This window comes from Undibacterium sp. SXout20W, assembly GCF_049340285.1.
Lineage (GTDB): Bacteria > Pseudomonadota > Gammaproteobacteria > Burkholderiales > Burkholderiaceae_D > Undibacterium.
On record NZ_JBMPPH010000033.1, the window covers coordinates 1 to 14,266 of the forward strand.

Sequence of the window (14,266 nt, forward strand, 5' to 3'; positions counted from 1 at the left end):
TGCTCACATTTATTGACTGTTAATTGTTAAAGAACCGAATGGTGTAAATTCTTTTCCGCTCAAATCTAAGCATTTATTTACCTGATTTAGCAACGAAGCGTTGTGTTCGTTTGCAGCAGAGAAGCGATATTATGCAGCACTTTATTTACCCTGTCAACTCCCTTGCTGCTTTTGCTGTTCGTTTCGATGCATCTTATGCAGATGTTGTCGCTTTCGCGCCAACTTCATCAAATCAAACCACCGGAGTTACCTGGCTGCTGCTTTCTTCTTACTTCCCGTTTTAGCGGGAGGAGAACTATAGCAAAGGCATGCCTATGAAAGCAAGCGAATCAGAAAATAATTTATATAAATAAAACAAGTGCATTCAATAAATTCGACTCTGGAAGTCAAACGGCAGTCATCAAATCCATATACCATGGATGCATAAACAAATGATCAACACTACTAATACCGAAGATTGAATTAATTTCGCATGCTCTGCTCAGCCTGAATTTTTGACTCCTGCTACTGTTTTCTATCAATAAGGGTGGTATATGTCTCTTGCATTTCCTGATAACAACGAAGCAGAAATTATCACTTTGCCGCATCCCTCTCAACACGAACTAGAAATCGGCTTACTGGCGGATGCGGCACATACGTCCCCTAAGTACTTATATGATGCGGTGGGCTCGGTACTATTTGATGCCATCTGCGAATTACCTGAATATTACCCAACCCGCACTGAGGCCAGCATCTTCACTCAATACATGAGCGACATAGCCCATGCAATAGGACCGCACAGCACGCTGATTGATCTCGGTGCAGGAAATTGTCGCAAAGCAGCACGACTGTTTCCGCTATTGCATCCAAATCAATACGTGCCTATCGATATCTCTATTAAGTATCTGGAAGACGCGGTGCAACGTTTGCAACAGCGCTTTCCTTATATAGAGATGACAGCTCTAGGACTGGATTTTTCAAAGCCATGGACCCTGCCGGATGAGATCCGTAGTGACAAACGTCTATTTTTCTATCCCGGCTCATCGATAGGCAATTTTGAACCGAGTCAGGCACATACCTTTTTACGGCACTTACGTTCTGAATGCGATGCTGATGGTGGACTGTTGATCGGCATCGATCTGATTAAGGATCACGATACCTTGCATCATGCTTATGACGATGCATTGGGCGTTACCGCTGCCTTCAACCTGAATGTGTTACGGCACATCAATCAAATACTCGGCACCAACTTTGACGTGCACCAATGGCGTCACCATGCGCTGTTTAATACAAGTCATTCACGCATCGAAATGCATTTAGAAGCGCGGACTGCACAAACAGTCACGTGGAAGAATATGCACCGACATTTCTTGCCAGGCGAAAAAATTCATACTGAGAATAGCTACAAATATAACTTAGATAAATTTTTAGCCTTGCTTGATTCCGCAGGTTTTGGACATGCGCAATGCTGGACAGATAGTAACAACTGGTTTGCCGTGGTTTATGCTAAAGCTTTGTAAAGCGAGGATCAGATCATGCGGACAACTACCTTAGCAGAGCGTTGGAAGCAAACCAGACAGCGCACACTGAACATCGCTACGCTGGTCAGTGCTGAAGATGCCTGCGTGCAATCGATGCCTGACGCCAGCCCATTGAAATGGCATCTGGCGCATACAACCTGGTTTTTTGAAACCTTTGTGCTGGAAGCGTTCGATACAAACTTCATCCCATTCCATCCGCAGTTCAAGGTGCTGTTTAACTCGTATTACAACAGCGTCGGTGAAAAACATCCACGTGCACAACGTGGTTTGCTGACCAGGCCAGCGCTGTCTGAGATTTTAGAATACCGCCACGCTACTGATTTGCGTATACAACATTTGCTCAGCACGCTCAAATCAGAAAAACTCGCAGAGCGCATAGAACTAGGCATACAGCATGAACAACAGCATCAGGAATTGATGCTGACAGATATCAAACATCTACTGTCATGCAATCCTTTATATCCTGCACTACTGAGTGAACACCCTCACGCTGAACAAGCAGATGTCAGTGATCATTGCATCAGCAATACGCCACTAGAATGGCATCGCTTTGACGCGCACTTGCTGGAAATTGGTTATGAAGGATCTGGCTTTTGCTTTGATAATGAAAAGCCACGTCACCGACAATTTGTTGAGCCTTTTTCCCTGACATCACGCCTCATCAACAATGGCGAATATCTACTCTTTATTCAGGATGGCGGTTACCAAAACCCAAACTGGTGGCTGGCCAAGGGCTGGGATTGGTTACGTCAGCATCAAATCCGTCATCCGCTTTACTGGCACTCCGGCGCGCATTGGCAGGAATTCAGTCTGAACGGACTGCAACCCCTTGATATGCATCAAAGCGTCAGTCATCTCTCTTATTTTGAAGCGGCTGCCTATGCGAGTTGGGCAGGAGCGCGCCTACCCACGGAAGCGGAATGGGAATGCGCGGCACAAAAAGACGACAATCTGCACCAGCTATTTGATAGTTGCTGGCAATGGACCAGCAGCAGTTACGCGCCTTATCCTGGATTTGAAATTCCAGCTGGGGCAATAGGTGAATATAACGGAAAATTTATGGTGAATCAGTATGTATTGCGCGGTTCATCGAGTTTCACGCCGCCGCACCATAGCCGACTCACTTATAGAAATTTCTTCCCCAGCCATGCGCGCTGGCAAAAAGCCGGCATACGCTTAGCACGCTCAATATCCGATACCGACGATTAACCACCCACTGACAAAGAAAGGAGTAAGCCATGCCGACCGCGATCTGGAACAACAAAATCATAGCCGAAGCCTCTGAGAATGAAGTTATCGTATTGGAAGGAAATGTGTATTTCCCTCCACAAAACGTCGATCGAAATTATTTGAAGCACAGTGACAAACAAACGGTGTGCCACTGGAAGGGTACGGCGAATTATTTTGATATCGTGGTGGATGAGCAAACCAATGCCAATGCGGGTTGGACGTATCTGCAGCCCAAAGATGCCGCAAAAAAGATTACTGGCTATATTGCATTCTGGCGTGGCGTGCAAATCGTCGCGTAGGTTCGTACTTGAAAATAGAAAACATGGCGGCGACAGCAAAACCACCATGTTTTCCATGAAATCTTTATCGAACCTTAACCCGCACGCTTTGCAGCCAGCGCATTACCAGCGCGACTCACGGCTTTGCGACCGAGATGCTGAGAAATAAACTGCCCTGCATCAACGACCGCATTCAGATCGATACCGGTATGGATGCCCAGACCTTGCATCAGGAATAACACGTCTTCGGTAGCGACATTGCCTGTCGCGCCTTTAGCATACGGGCAGCCGCCCAGACCCGCGACACTGGAATGAAAAATCGAAATTCCGACTTCCAGACTCGCGTAGATATTCGCCAATGCCTGACCATACGTATCATGAAAGTGACCGGATAATCCTGTGATGGCAAATTCTTTGGCGGCATGTTGCATCACATTTTGTACCTGACGCGCGGTTCCCACACCGATCGTGTCGGCAATATCAATCTCATCGCAACCCAGATCGCGCATACGACGCACTACATCAGTCACACTGCTGACGGGCACATCGTCTTGATACGGGCAACCAAAGGCGCAACTGATGCTGCCGCGCAAGCGTATCTTGTTTTGTTTGGCTGCTGTCGCAACGTCACGGAAGCGTTCTATCGATTCTTCTATCGAGCAATTGATATTTTTTTGCGCGAACGCTTCTGAAGCGGAGCTAAAAATCACCACTTCATCCGCACCTGCCGCCAACGCCGCTTCAAAGCCTTTCATATTCGGCGTCAATACGGAATAAATCACGCCCGCTTTACGATGGATGCCCGCCATCACTTCGGCTGAAGTTGCCATTTGCGGCACCCACTTCGGTGACACGAAAGAGGCCGCTTCGATATTTTGAAAACCTGCAGCGGTCAACTGGTCAACCAGCGCGATTTTGACATCGACAGGAATACTTTCTTTTTCGTTTTGCAAACCATCACGCGGCCCGACTTCGACGATTTTGACTTGTTGTGGTAGCGACATCATTAATATCCTTTCGTTGGATCGACGATTCCGCGAATTGCTAAGCCTTGTTCAAGCGCCTGGATTTTTTCGGCAATTTGCGCAACACTTTCTTTAAATAAACTCATTGCTGCCATATGCGGCGTGATCTGTATCCGTGGTTCACGCCAGAATGGGTGTTCAACGGGCAAAGGCTCTTGCTGAAACACATCCAGCGTTGCACCAGCAATATGCCCACTTTGCACCAAAGCAAGCAAATCATCTTCGTTCACATGAGCGCCACGTGCGACGTTGATCAGGTAGGAGCCTTGCTGTAATTTTAGTAAATTTTCCTGATTTAAGAGGCCGTTCGTTTCAGTGGTCAGCGGCAAAATACACACGACCACGCGACTGGCACGTAAGAAGGCGTCCAGGCCATCAGAACCTGCGTAGCAGGTTACACCGTCGATGTGCTTGGGATTGCGACTCCAGCCAATCACAGGAAACTCAAACTGCTTCACGGCATCGACAATACGCTGTCCCAACACACCAAGACCGAGAACACCAACGCTGAAATCACTTTTCTCAAATGGCATTAAGAAATTCCATTGCTGCTGATCGCGCTGCGCCTCGTATTGGTCAAAGCGACGGAAATAGCGCAACACAGCGTGGCAAACATATTCAGCCATTTGCACCCCCATACCGGCGTCATCGAGACGCACGATAGGTACGCCAGTAGGTAACGCAGATCCCAATTGCAAAATCGCATCAGCGCCGGCGCCGAGGATGAAGATCGCCTTTAGACTGGTGCGCCCCGCCAGCATCTCTGCGGGTGGTTTCCATACAATCGCATAATCGGCTGGGGCATCATCACCTGCAGACCAAGTGCGAATTACATGCTGCGGAAACGCAATGTGCAATGTACGTAACCATTCTTGTTCGTGCTGGCTGTTGGCATAAAAAAGGATACTGGCCATAAATCAAATTATTGATTCAACGACTGGGTTTGACGAATAATGTCCATGTATTGTTTAACGACACTGTCTATGCCCATTTCCAGGCTTTCGACAATCACGGCGTGACCTATCGAAACTTCTAAAATACCCGGTATTTCTAAGAATTTTCCGAGATTATTCAGATTCAAATCATGTCCTGCATTGACGCCCAATCCGGACTGCTGCGCTAGTTTCGCGGCCACCGCAAAGCCTTTAAAAATTTCTTCGCCTAATTTTGTGCCTACAAATTCCGCATATGGTTCGGTGTACAGTTCAACACGATCAGCACCGAGCTCCTTAGCGACTGGAATATCGGGATTATCAAAATCAACAAATAAACTGGTGCGTATATTTAAAGCTTTCAGTTCAGCAATGACGCTGCGTAGCATCTCGCCATCTTTTTTAAAATCCCAACCATGATCTGAAGTCAGCTGATCTGGCGCATCAGGTACTAAAGTACATTGTGCCGGACGGTGACGCTTCACCACCTCGACGAATTCGCGTGCAGGAAAACCTTCTACGTTCAACTCCGCACCGCGTTGTTTGCATAAGGCACCCAGACTTTCGACATCAGAATAACGTGCATGGCGTTGATCTTGACGTGGGTGCAACGTAATCCCCGCAGCACCAAGATCCAGGAAACGTGCCGCAAACGCATCGACATCTGGATAATTGCGGCCGCGCGAATTGCGTAGTAGTGCAATTTTGTTGATATTAATAGAGAGTAAGGTCATGTCGTTTCCTTATAGCGCCATTCTTACGACGCAGTGTGGCAAGTAGGCAATAGCCATATTTATAGGCTTATTGTATGCTTTTGGTTTGCAATGCGTGATAACTCGCTTCTGACACTGCTGCTCTCTCGCTGTGCATTTGATTGTTCCAAAAGCGCAAAACCGTTCTCTGTTGCGCTCGCAAATCGGATTTGCAAATTCAGCAGACTACTCCCCGCTACGGCAAACGGTAGCGGGGGGAAAATTCTACAACTTACTGCGCAAACGCTAATAACTGCGCGCCTTCTGTCACCTGATCACCAACCGCATACAACACTTCATCAATCACACCATCGTGTGGTGCAGAAATTGTGTGTTCCATTTTCATCGCTTCCATAATCAATAAGGCATCGCCTTTTTTGATTTCTTGCGATTTACTCACCAACACGGCAACGATTTTGCCTGGCATTGGTGCGGTCAAACGGCCACCTTCTGCTTCGCTTTCGCCAGCGTGTGCTAGCGCATCGAGGTAATGCAAATCGGTATGCACATCTTGATTGAAAACATGGAAGTGTTCGCCATCGCGCACCACCGTTCCAGTCACGGTTTGATCATCGATCGCCAGCACAAAATCATGTCCAGATGTTGAAACCAATTTAACCTGAGCAACAACATCGGCGCTGCTGATCTTCCAGCCATCAGCAAGATAAGTGACCGTCACATCATGTGTCGTCGCTTCTTCAATAAATTGCAAACCGCGCTGCATATGGCTATTCATGCGCCAGCCGTGACTGCTTTTCCACGGATCGCTCCCGATCGCTTTTTCAGACGTCAACAAAGCGGCTACTGCTAATGCCAGACGATGCATGCTGGCTGGCTTCACCGCAGGGAACAATTCATCCTGATTACGTTCAATCAAGCCTGTATCCAGATCCGCAGAAGAAAATGCGGTGCTACTGATTAAACGCGACAAGAATGCGATATTCGAATTCAATCCAACGATCTGATATTGCGATAAGGCTTGCGCCATGCGGGCTAAAGCTTCCTGACGGTCTTTACCCCAGACGATCATTTTCGCAATCATAGGATCGTAGAAAGGTGAAATCGTATCGCCTTCACGGACACCGCTATCGATACGGAATGCTGCCGGATCGCCATTACCACCGAGCTCAAAATTCACAGCAGCAGGTGTACGTGCGTGACGCAAAGTACCAATTGAAGGCAAGAATCCTTTTTCTGGATTTTCAGCATACACACGCGCTTCAATGGCATGGCCATGAATACGCAATTCAGATTGTTGCAAAGGCAGCTTTTCGCCAGCAGCAACGCGCAATTGCCATTCAACCAGATCGGTACCGGTGATCATTTCTGTCACCGGATGTTCCACCTGCAGTCGGGTATTCATTTCCATGAAGTAGAACGAGCCATCTTGGTTGGCGATAAACTCAACCGTACCAGCACCTACATAGCCGACTGCTTTTGCCGCAGCGACTGCCGCTTCACCCATCGCGGCGCGACGCTCTGCAGTCATGCCAGGAGCGGGGGCTTCTTCTAATACTTTTTGATGACGACGTTGCACGGAGCAATCACGTTCAAACAAATAAACGCAATTACCGTGTGTATCGGCAAACACCTGAATCTCGATATGACGTGGACGTTGCAGATATTTTTCTGCCAGTACTTTATCGTCGCCAAATGAATTAATCGCCTCGCGCTTGCAGGAGGCCAGCGCATCTTTAAAGTCAGCGGATTTTTCAATCACGCGCATGCCTTTACCACCGCCACCAGCACTCGCTTTCAACAGCACCGGATAACCGATACGATCAGCTTCACCGTGTAAAAAATCAGCATCCTGATTATCGCCGTGATAGCCAGGAACCAATGGCACATTGGCTTTTTCCATTAAGGACTTCGCGGCAGATTTGCTACCCATCGCTTCGATGGCGGATGCTGGTGGGCCGATAAAGGCGATGCCGTTCTTGGCGCACGCTTCAGCAAATTCACTATTTTCAGATAAAAAACCATACCCGGGATGAATCGCCTGCGCGCCCGTCGCCAAAGCCACTTCGATGATTTTGTCAGCGCGCAAATAGCTTTCTTTCGCTGCCGCTGGTCCAATCAACACAGCCTCATCACAGACCGCCACATGTTTCGCATTGGCATCCGCTTCCGAATACACTGCGACAGTTTTGATACCCATGCGACGTGCAGTAGCAGCAACGCGGCATGCGATTTCGCCACGATTGGCGATCAGGATTTTGGTGAACATGTCTCTTCGCTCTTGGTTAATTTTTTAAATAAATGAATTTTTTGCTTAATCGTTAGCTGCAGCTACCCGCTTTGGCTTCTACTTTGCCGCGAGTCTTCAAACCGAGTTTTTCTAATAACACGCGATCGTCTTGTGCTTCGGGGTTTTGTGTCGTCAGCAGCTTGTCGCCGTAGAAAATCGAATTCGCGCCAGCCAGGAAACACATTGCTTGTACGGCTTCACCCATTTGACGGCGGCCTGCAGATAAACGCACCCGAGCTTTTGGCATGGTGATGCGAGCGACCGCAATGGTGCGTACAAATTCGAGTGGATCAAGTGGGTCCAGGCCGTGCAGAGGCGTGCCTTCAACTTGCACCAGATGATTGACTGGCACTGATTCTGGGTAAGGATTTAAGTTCGCCAATTGCGCAATCAGGCCAGCGCGTTGACGGCGAGATTCACCCATGCCGACGATACCGCCGCAGCATACTTTGAGGCCAGCATTTCGCACGTGACCTAGCGTATCAAGACGATCCTGATAATCACGGGTAGAAATTACGTTGCTGTAAAACTCAGGCGCGGTATCGAGGTTGTGGTTGTAATAATCGAGACCCGCATCAGCCAAGCGTTGTGCTTGTTCTTCTTTGAGCATGCCCAACGTGGCGCAAGTTTCTAAGCCCATGGCTTTCACTTCGCGCACCATGGTTTCGACTTTTTCCATATCGCGCTCTTTTGGTGAGCGCCATGCTGCACCCATGCAGAAACGGGTGGCACCGTTTTCACGGGCAGCTTTCGCGGCATCTAAGACTTCACGCACATCCAGCATTTTTTTGGCTTCGACACCCGTGTCGTAACGTGCAGCTTGTGGGCAGTAGCCGCAGTCTTCTTCGCAGCCGCCAGTTTTGATCGACAACAAAGTCGCCAATTCCACATCACCATCGGGAAAGTTAGCGCGATGGGCGCTTTGTGCCTTGAACATCAGATCGTTAAATGGCAGATCGAACAGTGCCAGCACATCGTCAACCGGCCAGGTTTCTGCTTCTATCTTTTTTACCGGTGCTTGAAACTGTACGGCTTGTTGCGGGATGTCATTCGCTTGCATATGTCTTCCTTCACTTCAAAGTTTACTACTCAATTATTTCAGGATATCGAGATCAAGATATGTCGCTGCGTTCTTCATATTGTCCGCCATGCTTCCGGACAGTCGTGGAATATGGCCTAACAAAGGAGCACCTATTCGCTGCTGTATCGCAGCGATGTTCTCTGCCAGATACAACATATCTTGATCAACGGTGTTCGCAACCCATGCGGCCAGACGTAAGCCACGGGCACGGATCGCTTGTGCTGTCAGCAGCGCATGGTTGATACAACCAAGTCGCAGACCAACCACCAAAATTACTGGTAAATCTAATTGCTGCGCCAGATCTGCGGTATCGACGGTGTCGTTCAGTGGCACGCAAAATCCACCCACGCCTTCGACGATTACTGCCTCTGCGGCGTGTATCAGTTGTTGATAACTCGCTAGTATATGCGGCACAGAGATATCGACATTTTCTTGTTTTGCCACGATATGTGGCGCTGCCGGGGTCTGCATCAGATACGGGCACACCAAAGCGGTATCGGCCTTTACGCTGGAAGCTGCAATCAGGCTGTCCACATCATCGTTATGCCAGACACCGTCGTGCAATTCTGCGCCCGACGCGATGGGTTTCATGCCGACGCTGCTTGTACCGCCTAGTGCGAACGCTTGCAACAAGGCACTGCTGCTGAACGTTTTACCGATCTCGGTATCCGTACCAGTTACAAAAAAATCGTAAGGACGCTTATTATTCATCAGGCAACCTCAGCAAAACATTGTGCGACATAGCTCATTTGATCAAGACGATTGATCGCTTGCGCCAATTGGTACACTTGCAATTCTGTGTGCGCGGCTGACAAGGTCACGCGCAGGCGTGCGGTGCCGACTGGTACGGTAGGTGGGCGGATTGCACCGACCCAATAACCTTGTTCTAATAGATTACCCGCAATCGTCAACATTGCCGCATTATCACCAATGACGACAGGTTGCACAGCCGTCAGCGACGGCATGAGCTTCCATTGCTGCAGGTTCAGACCAAGGCTAAACATTTGAATGAGCTTGTTCAGATGCGCGCGACGCTCGTTACCCTCAGCACCAGAAATAATGTCCAGGCTAGTCAGCAGAGCATGTGCCAATGCTGGTGCTGCCGCCGTCGTATAGATATAAGCACGGGCTTTTTGAATCAGCCATTCAATCACTGTTTCATGCGCCGCGACGAAGGCACCACCAACACCTGCGGCTTTGCCGAGCGTGCCCATGTAAACTAGGTTGGGTGACTTCAGATTGAAATGTTCTAAAACCCCACGACCATTTTCACCTAATACGCCAAAGCCATGTGCATCATCCACGATCAGCCACGCATCATATTGCTCACACAGCGCCAGCAAAGGTGGCAGGTCAGCAATATTACCATCCATGCTAAATACGCTATCAGTAACGACGACGCGTTTTTTTGCGGTACATGCTTTGAGCATTTGCTCCAGCGCCGCATAATCTTTATGCGGAAATACCTTGGTCGCTGCACGTGACAAACGCACGCCATCAATCAGCGACGCATGATTTAACTCTTCTGAAAAAACTGCCGCATCTTTCGCCGCCAGTGCGGTAATAATGGCTTGGTTTGCCATGTAACCTGTACAGAAATACAAGGCACGCGCTTGCTCGACATTGGGTGCCATAAACTCGGCCAGGCGTTCTTCCAAGGCCATATGCGCGCGGCTATGACCGCTGATCAAATGCGAAGCACCGCTGCCTGCGCCGTACAAACTCGCGCCTTGTTGCAAAGCTTGCACCACCAGCGGGTGCGTCGCCAGACCCAGATAATCATTACTACAAAACGCCAATAATTCTTTGCCTTCTGCCTGCAAGGTCGCGCCCTGCGCACTATCCACAGTCCGACGACGGCGGATCAGATGTTGCTGTTCTAATTCTGCTAATTCGTCCTGCAAAGCCTGCAACAAAGGCATTCTGGCCGCTGCTACATGCAGGTTACTACGGTTGCCACTCATGCCATTACCTCTTCAAATACGTTCATCGTTTTCTGTGCCAGCAGAGCAATTTCTTCTTCGCTCAGGATATACGGCGGCATCAGATAAACACTGCGACCTATCGGACGCATTAATAATTCTTGTTGCAAAGCGGCGCTGAAAAAACGCCGCGAAAAAGTACTTGCGCGCTCCGCATCATCGACCACCGCATCAAACGCGAAGATCATACCTTGCTGACGCACATGCTTGACGCGTGCATCGTCTTTCAGGCCAGCAAATGCAGAGGCGATCATTTGTGACTTCTGACGATTCGCCGCGATCACATTTTCATCTTCAAAAATCGCCAGTGTTGCGAGTGCTGCGCGGCAAGCCAGAGGATTGCCAGTGTACGAATGTGAATGCAAAAAGCCACGACGCACATCAGCATCATAAAAAGCCTGATACACGGCGTCGGTTGTCATTACCAGACTTAATGGCAAATAACCACCGCTGATCCCTTTAGACAGACACAAAAAGTCTGGCCATATTTGCGCTGATTCACACGCAAAAAAAGTACCGGTACGACCACAACCCACCGCAATTTCATCAGCAATCAAATGCACCTGATATTGATCGCACAATTCACGCAACCGCCGCAAATAAATAGGATCATGCATCGCCATGCCGGTGGCGCACTGCACCAGTGGCTCAATAATCACCGCCGCGACTTTGCCCTGACGTTGCTGTAAGATGCGCTCCAAATCCGCAGCGGCACGCAATGCCACATCTGCCGCGGTTTCACCGTCTTGTGCTAAGCGAGCATCGGGTGATGCCACCACATGCGCACGTTGCAACATCGGGCCGTAGGCTTCGCGGAACAGACTTACATCGGTGACCGCCAAAGCACCAACGGTTTCACCATGATAGCTACCTTGGATACAGATAAATTCTTGCTTCTCCGTCTGACCACCATTGCGCCATGCATGAAAACTCATCTTCAATGCAATTTCGACTGCCGAGGCACCATCCGAGGCATAAAAGCTATGCCCTAAGGCATGTCCCGTCAGAGCCGATAATTTTTCAGACAATTCAATCACTGGTGCATGGGTGAACCCTGCCAGCATTGCATGTTCCAACTTATCCAACTGATCTTTGAGCGCCGCATTGATCCGTGGATTAGCGTGGCCAAACAAATTCACCCACCACGAGCTGATCGCATCGAGGTAGCGTTTGCCATCCATGTCGTACAGCCAGATCCCGCGTCCATGGCTGACCGGAATCAGCGGCACGGTTTCATGATGCTGCATCTGGGTACACGGATGCCAGACATGCTGCAAGCTACGTGTGACCCAGTTATTTTGTGTTTCCAAAATGACTCCAAACTACAAGACAGACCCGTTCAATGTATAAATAACCAACATCAAGTACTGCTGGTCTGGTTAAAGAAGACGCGTATTTTATGCGACTTTTCCGGCAGCATCCGTTTTCATGGCTAATTGCTCCGTTAATTAAGGGTTTTCTCTTATTTCCACCAATCTTTATTTATCTTTATTTATCTTTACTTTAAAGCAACCACGATGGTTTGCGCTTCTCTAGAAACGAGCGTACGCCTTCTCGCCCTTCTTCCGATGCGCGAATCTGGGCAATCCCTTCCACTGTCGCTGCGACTAATTCCGGCGTGATTTCGCGGCTGGCGACATCTTGTACCAACTTCTTGGCTTGCTTTACGGCATTCGGGCTATTTGACACCAACGCTTTGACGATCTCTGCCACTTTGCTATCGAGTGCTTCTGCATTCACAACTTCATGCACAAATCCGATACGCTGTGCTTCGCTGGCGGCAAAACGTTCAGCGGTAATGAAATAACGACGTGCCGCACTTTCACCCATGGCTTTAATCACATACGGTGAAATGGTCGCTGGAATTAAACCTAATTTGACTTCACTCAGACAATAATTTGCGGTATCAACACTAACCGCGATATCGCAAGCAGCCACCAAGCCCATACCACCGGCATAGCAATCACCCTGTACTTTAGCAACGACTGGTTTGCTACAACGATAGATCGCTGCCAGCATTGCTGCCAACTGACCTGCATCAGCCAGATTTTCGGCATGCGTATAGTCGGCCATCTTTTTCATCCAGTTCAAATCTGCACCGGCGCAAAATGCCGGACCGTTCGCAGCCAGCACAACGGCGCGCACCGAAGTATCAGCGTCGAGTTGCTGAAACACCTGCGTAATTTCTGCGATCGTGGTTTCATTGAACGCGTTGCGGACATCAGGACGATTCAGCGTCACGGTGGCGAGTTGTGATTCAATCTGGAAATTCAGCGTTTCAAACATGTCGTCCTCATTACTTGTTTTCATTGTTGGCAGCAAAACCATGTGCATCCAGGAATCCACCCACCACAGGCGCCCACAGTTTGATGCCATTCGCAAATAAGCTATGTCCATTTTTGGAAAATGACGGCATCAATCGAAATTCTGCTACGCCACCCGCTTTGGTATACGCATTAAACCAAGCCTGACTATATTTAGGCGCGAAAAACAAGTCATTTTCTGTGTACACCCAGAGCATAGGTACTTTGCTGGTACTGCCAAATTTTTCATACATTTGTTCTAACTTATAAGCCTCGCAAGGCTCACCCGGATGTGTGTCAGGATCTCCACCTGCGCCACCAGCAAAATTAACCGCCGCAAGTACGCCAGGCGGATTCTTGGCGGCAGTTGCAACCGTCGTATAGCCGCCGACCGACTGCCCTACGATCAACACTTTTTTAGGATCGACATAGGGCAGTTGCTTTGCATAGTCGAGTACAGCAATAACTTCAGTTGATGCAGCCTCTGCTGACGGTGCATAATTTTTATTCCGGCAAGAACCACTATCTTCCGGATCAGGCGTTGTACCCAACTCACCATAACCAATGCGCGTGGGCACAAATACCGCAAAACCACGCTTTACGAAATATCTTGCTTGTGCGGTATAGCGAAATCGCGCTGGCTGATCGCGATTAGTTCCACTACGCCCATGATTTAAAATCATCATTGGAAATGGTCCATCACCATTCGGCTTAAACTGCGTAAGGACGACCTTCCCTGTCACTTGACGTCCCAACAGGTCTTTCACCGAAACATCAATATTCACCACAGATTCAAATAAGTCAGCCGCCATCGCTATGGGTGCAGTCGCATTGGTATTCGACTCTTGTGCCATGGCGGAAGAAGACATTGCCAACGCCACACCAATAGCGGTAAAAAAAACATATCTGATTGAA

The 14,266-nt window shown here is 48.9% G+C and carries 13 protein-coding genes; 3 read left to right on the forward strand and 10 right to left on the reverse strand.

Annotation, left to right across the window (positions count from 1 at the left end):
* The first annotated feature begins 533 nt into the window (after positions 1–533).
* The 3 genes from egtD to ACO0K1_RS14990 are packed head-to-tail and all read left to right on the forward strand — an operon-like array spanning position 534 to position 3,049.
* Positions 534–1,499: an L-histidine N(alpha)-methyltransferase gene (gene egtD, locus ACO0K1_RS14980; protein WP_423027112.1), complete on the forward strand. Its 966-nt coding sequence runs from the start codon at positions 534–536 to the stop codon at positions 1,497–1,499.
* 15 nt (positions 1,500–1,514) lie between these two features.
* Complete coding sequence (gene egtB, locus ACO0K1_RS14985; protein ID WP_423027114.1) at positions 1,515–2,729, forward strand: ergothioneine biosynthesis protein EgtB; 1,215 nt, start codon at positions 1,515–1,517, stop codon at positions 2,727–2,729.
* A 29-nt stretch (positions 2,730–2,758) separates the two neighbouring features.
* Entirely contained in the window at positions 2,759–3,049 is a 291-nt protein-coding gene (locus ACO0K1_RS14990) for a DUF427 domain-containing protein (RefSeq protein WP_422993930.1), read from the forward strand.
* A gap of 74 nt (positions 3,050–3,123) precedes the next feature.
* On the opposite strand, the gene ACO0K1_RS14995 is transcribed toward ACO0K1_RS14990, so the two are convergent.
* The 10 genes from ACO0K1_RS14995 to ACO0K1_RS15040 form a co-directional block, all read right to left on the reverse strand.
* A complete protein-coding gene (locus ACO0K1_RS14995) occupies positions 3,124–4,032 on the reverse strand; it encodes a hydroxymethylglutaryl-CoA lyase (RefSeq protein ID WP_423027187.1) in 909 nt (302 codons plus the stop codon).
* A gap of 2 nt (positions 4,033–4,034) precedes the next feature.
* A complete protein-coding gene (locus ACO0K1_RS15000) occupies positions 4,035–4,967 on the reverse strand; it encodes a 2-hydroxyacid dehydrogenase (RefSeq protein ID WP_423027116.1) in 933 nt (310 codons plus the stop codon).
* An 8-nt stretch (positions 4,968–4,975) separates the two neighbouring features.
* Positions 4,976–5,719, reverse strand: a complete 744-nt coding sequence (locus ACO0K1_RS15005) for a pyridoxine 5'-phosphate synthase (protein WP_423027118.1) — start codon at positions 5,717–5,719, stop codon at positions 4,976–4,978.
* A 250-nt stretch (positions 5,720–5,969) separates the two neighbouring features.
* Positions 5,970–7,964, reverse strand: a complete 1,995-nt coding sequence (locus ACO0K1_RS15010) for an acetyl/propionyl/methylcrotonyl-CoA carboxylase subunit alpha (RefSeq protein ID WP_423027120.1) — start codon at positions 7,962–7,964, stop codon at positions 5,970–5,972.
* A 52-nt stretch (positions 7,965–8,016) separates the two neighbouring features.
* Positions 8,017–9,045 (reverse strand): biotin synthase BioB, encoded by a 1,029-nt coding sequence (gene bioB, locus ACO0K1_RS15015; protein ID WP_423027122.1) that lies wholly within the window; start codon positions 9,043–9,045, stop codon positions 8,017–8,019.
* 33 nt (positions 9,046–9,078) lie between these two features.
* On the reverse strand, positions 9,079–9,777 hold the full coding sequence (gene bioD, locus ACO0K1_RS15020) for a dethiobiotin synthase (protein WP_423027124.1): 699 nt from the start codon (positions 9,775–9,777) through the stop codon (positions 9,079–9,081).
* Positions 9,777–10,988 (reverse strand): 8-amino-7-oxononanoate synthase, encoded by a 1,212-nt coding sequence (bioF, locus tag ACO0K1_RS15025; RefSeq protein WP_423027188.1) that lies wholly within the window; start codon positions 10,986–10,988, stop codon positions 9,777–9,779. The genes bioD and bioF overlap by 1 nt, the downstream gene beginning before the upstream one ends.
* A gap of 38 nt (positions 10,989–11,026) precedes the next feature.
* Positions 11,027–12,358 carry an adenosylmethionine--8-amino-7-oxononanoate transaminase gene (bioA, locus tag ACO0K1_RS15030; RefSeq protein WP_423027126.1) on the reverse strand — a complete coding sequence of 444 codons (1,332 nt, stop codon included), beginning with the start codon at positions 12,356–12,358 and terminating at the stop codon, positions 11,027–11,029.
* A gap of 193 nt (positions 12,359–12,551) precedes the next feature.
* The gene (locus tag ACO0K1_RS15035) at positions 12,552–13,334 is read right to left on the reverse strand and encodes an enoyl-CoA hydratase/isomerase family protein (protein WP_423027128.1); all 783 of its coding nucleotides are present in this window, start codon (positions 13,332–13,334) and stop codon (positions 12,552–12,554) included.
* Positions 13,335–13,344: 10 nt separating this feature from the next.
* The gene (locus tag ACO0K1_RS15040; RefSeq protein WP_423027130.1) at positions 13,345–14,220 is read right to left on the reverse strand and encodes an alpha/beta hydrolase family protein; all 876 of its coding nucleotides are present in this window, start codon (positions 14,218–14,220) and stop codon (positions 13,345–13,347) included.
* Positions 14,221–14,266 lie beyond the last annotated feature (46 nt).

What these genes read in the sequence shown, in the direction of transcription:
- bioF (WP_423027188.1), bottom strand. Translation starts at nt 10,988, where the DNA reads ATGCCTTTGTTGCAGGCTTTGCAGGACGAATTAGCAGAATTAGAACAG.
- ACO0K1_RS14995 (WP_423027187.1), bottom strand. Translation starts at nt 4,032, where the DNA reads ATGTCGCTACCACAACAAGTCAAAATCGTCGAAGTCGGGCCGCGTGAT.
- ACO0K1_RS15035 (WP_423027128.1), bottom strand. Translation starts at nt 13,334, where the DNA reads ATGTTTGAAACGCTGAATTTCCAGATTGAATCACAACTCGCCACCGTG.
- ACO0K1_RS15010 (WP_423027120.1), bottom strand. Translation starts at nt 7,964, where the DNA reads ATGTTCACCAAAATCCTGATCGCCAATCGTGGCGAAATCGCATGCCGC.
- ACO0K1_RS14990 (WP_422993930.1), top strand. Translation starts at nt 2,759, where the DNA reads ATGCCGACCGCGATCTGGAACAACAAAATCATAGCCGAAGCCTCTGAG.
- bioB (WP_423027122.1), bottom strand. Translation starts at nt 9,045, where the DNA reads ATGCAAGCGAATGACATCCCGCAACAAGCCGTACAGTTTCAAGCACCG.
- ACO0K1_RS15040 (WP_423027130.1), bottom strand. Translation starts at nt 14,220, where the DNA reads ATGTCTTCTTCCGCCATGGCACAAGAGTCGAATACCAATGCGACTGCA.
- ACO0K1_RS15005 (WP_423027118.1), bottom strand. Translation starts at nt 5,719, where the DNA reads ATGACCTTACTCTCTATTAATATCAACAAAATTGCACTACTACGCAAT.
- bioD (WP_423027124.1), bottom strand. Translation starts at nt 9,777, where the DNA reads ATGAATAATAAGCGTCCTTACGATTTTTTTGTAACTGGTACGGATACC.
- egtB (WP_423027114.1), top strand. Translation starts at nt 1,515, where the DNA reads ATGCGGACAACTACCTTAGCAGAGCGTTGGAAGCAAACCAGACAGCGC.
- egtD (WP_423027112.1), top strand. Translation starts at nt 534, where the DNA reads ATGTCTCTTGCATTTCCTGATAACAACGAAGCAGAAATTATCACTTTG.
- ACO0K1_RS15000 (WP_423027116.1), bottom strand. Translation starts at nt 4,967, where the DNA reads ATGGCCAGTATCCTTTTTTATGCCAACAGCCAGCACGAACAAGAATGG.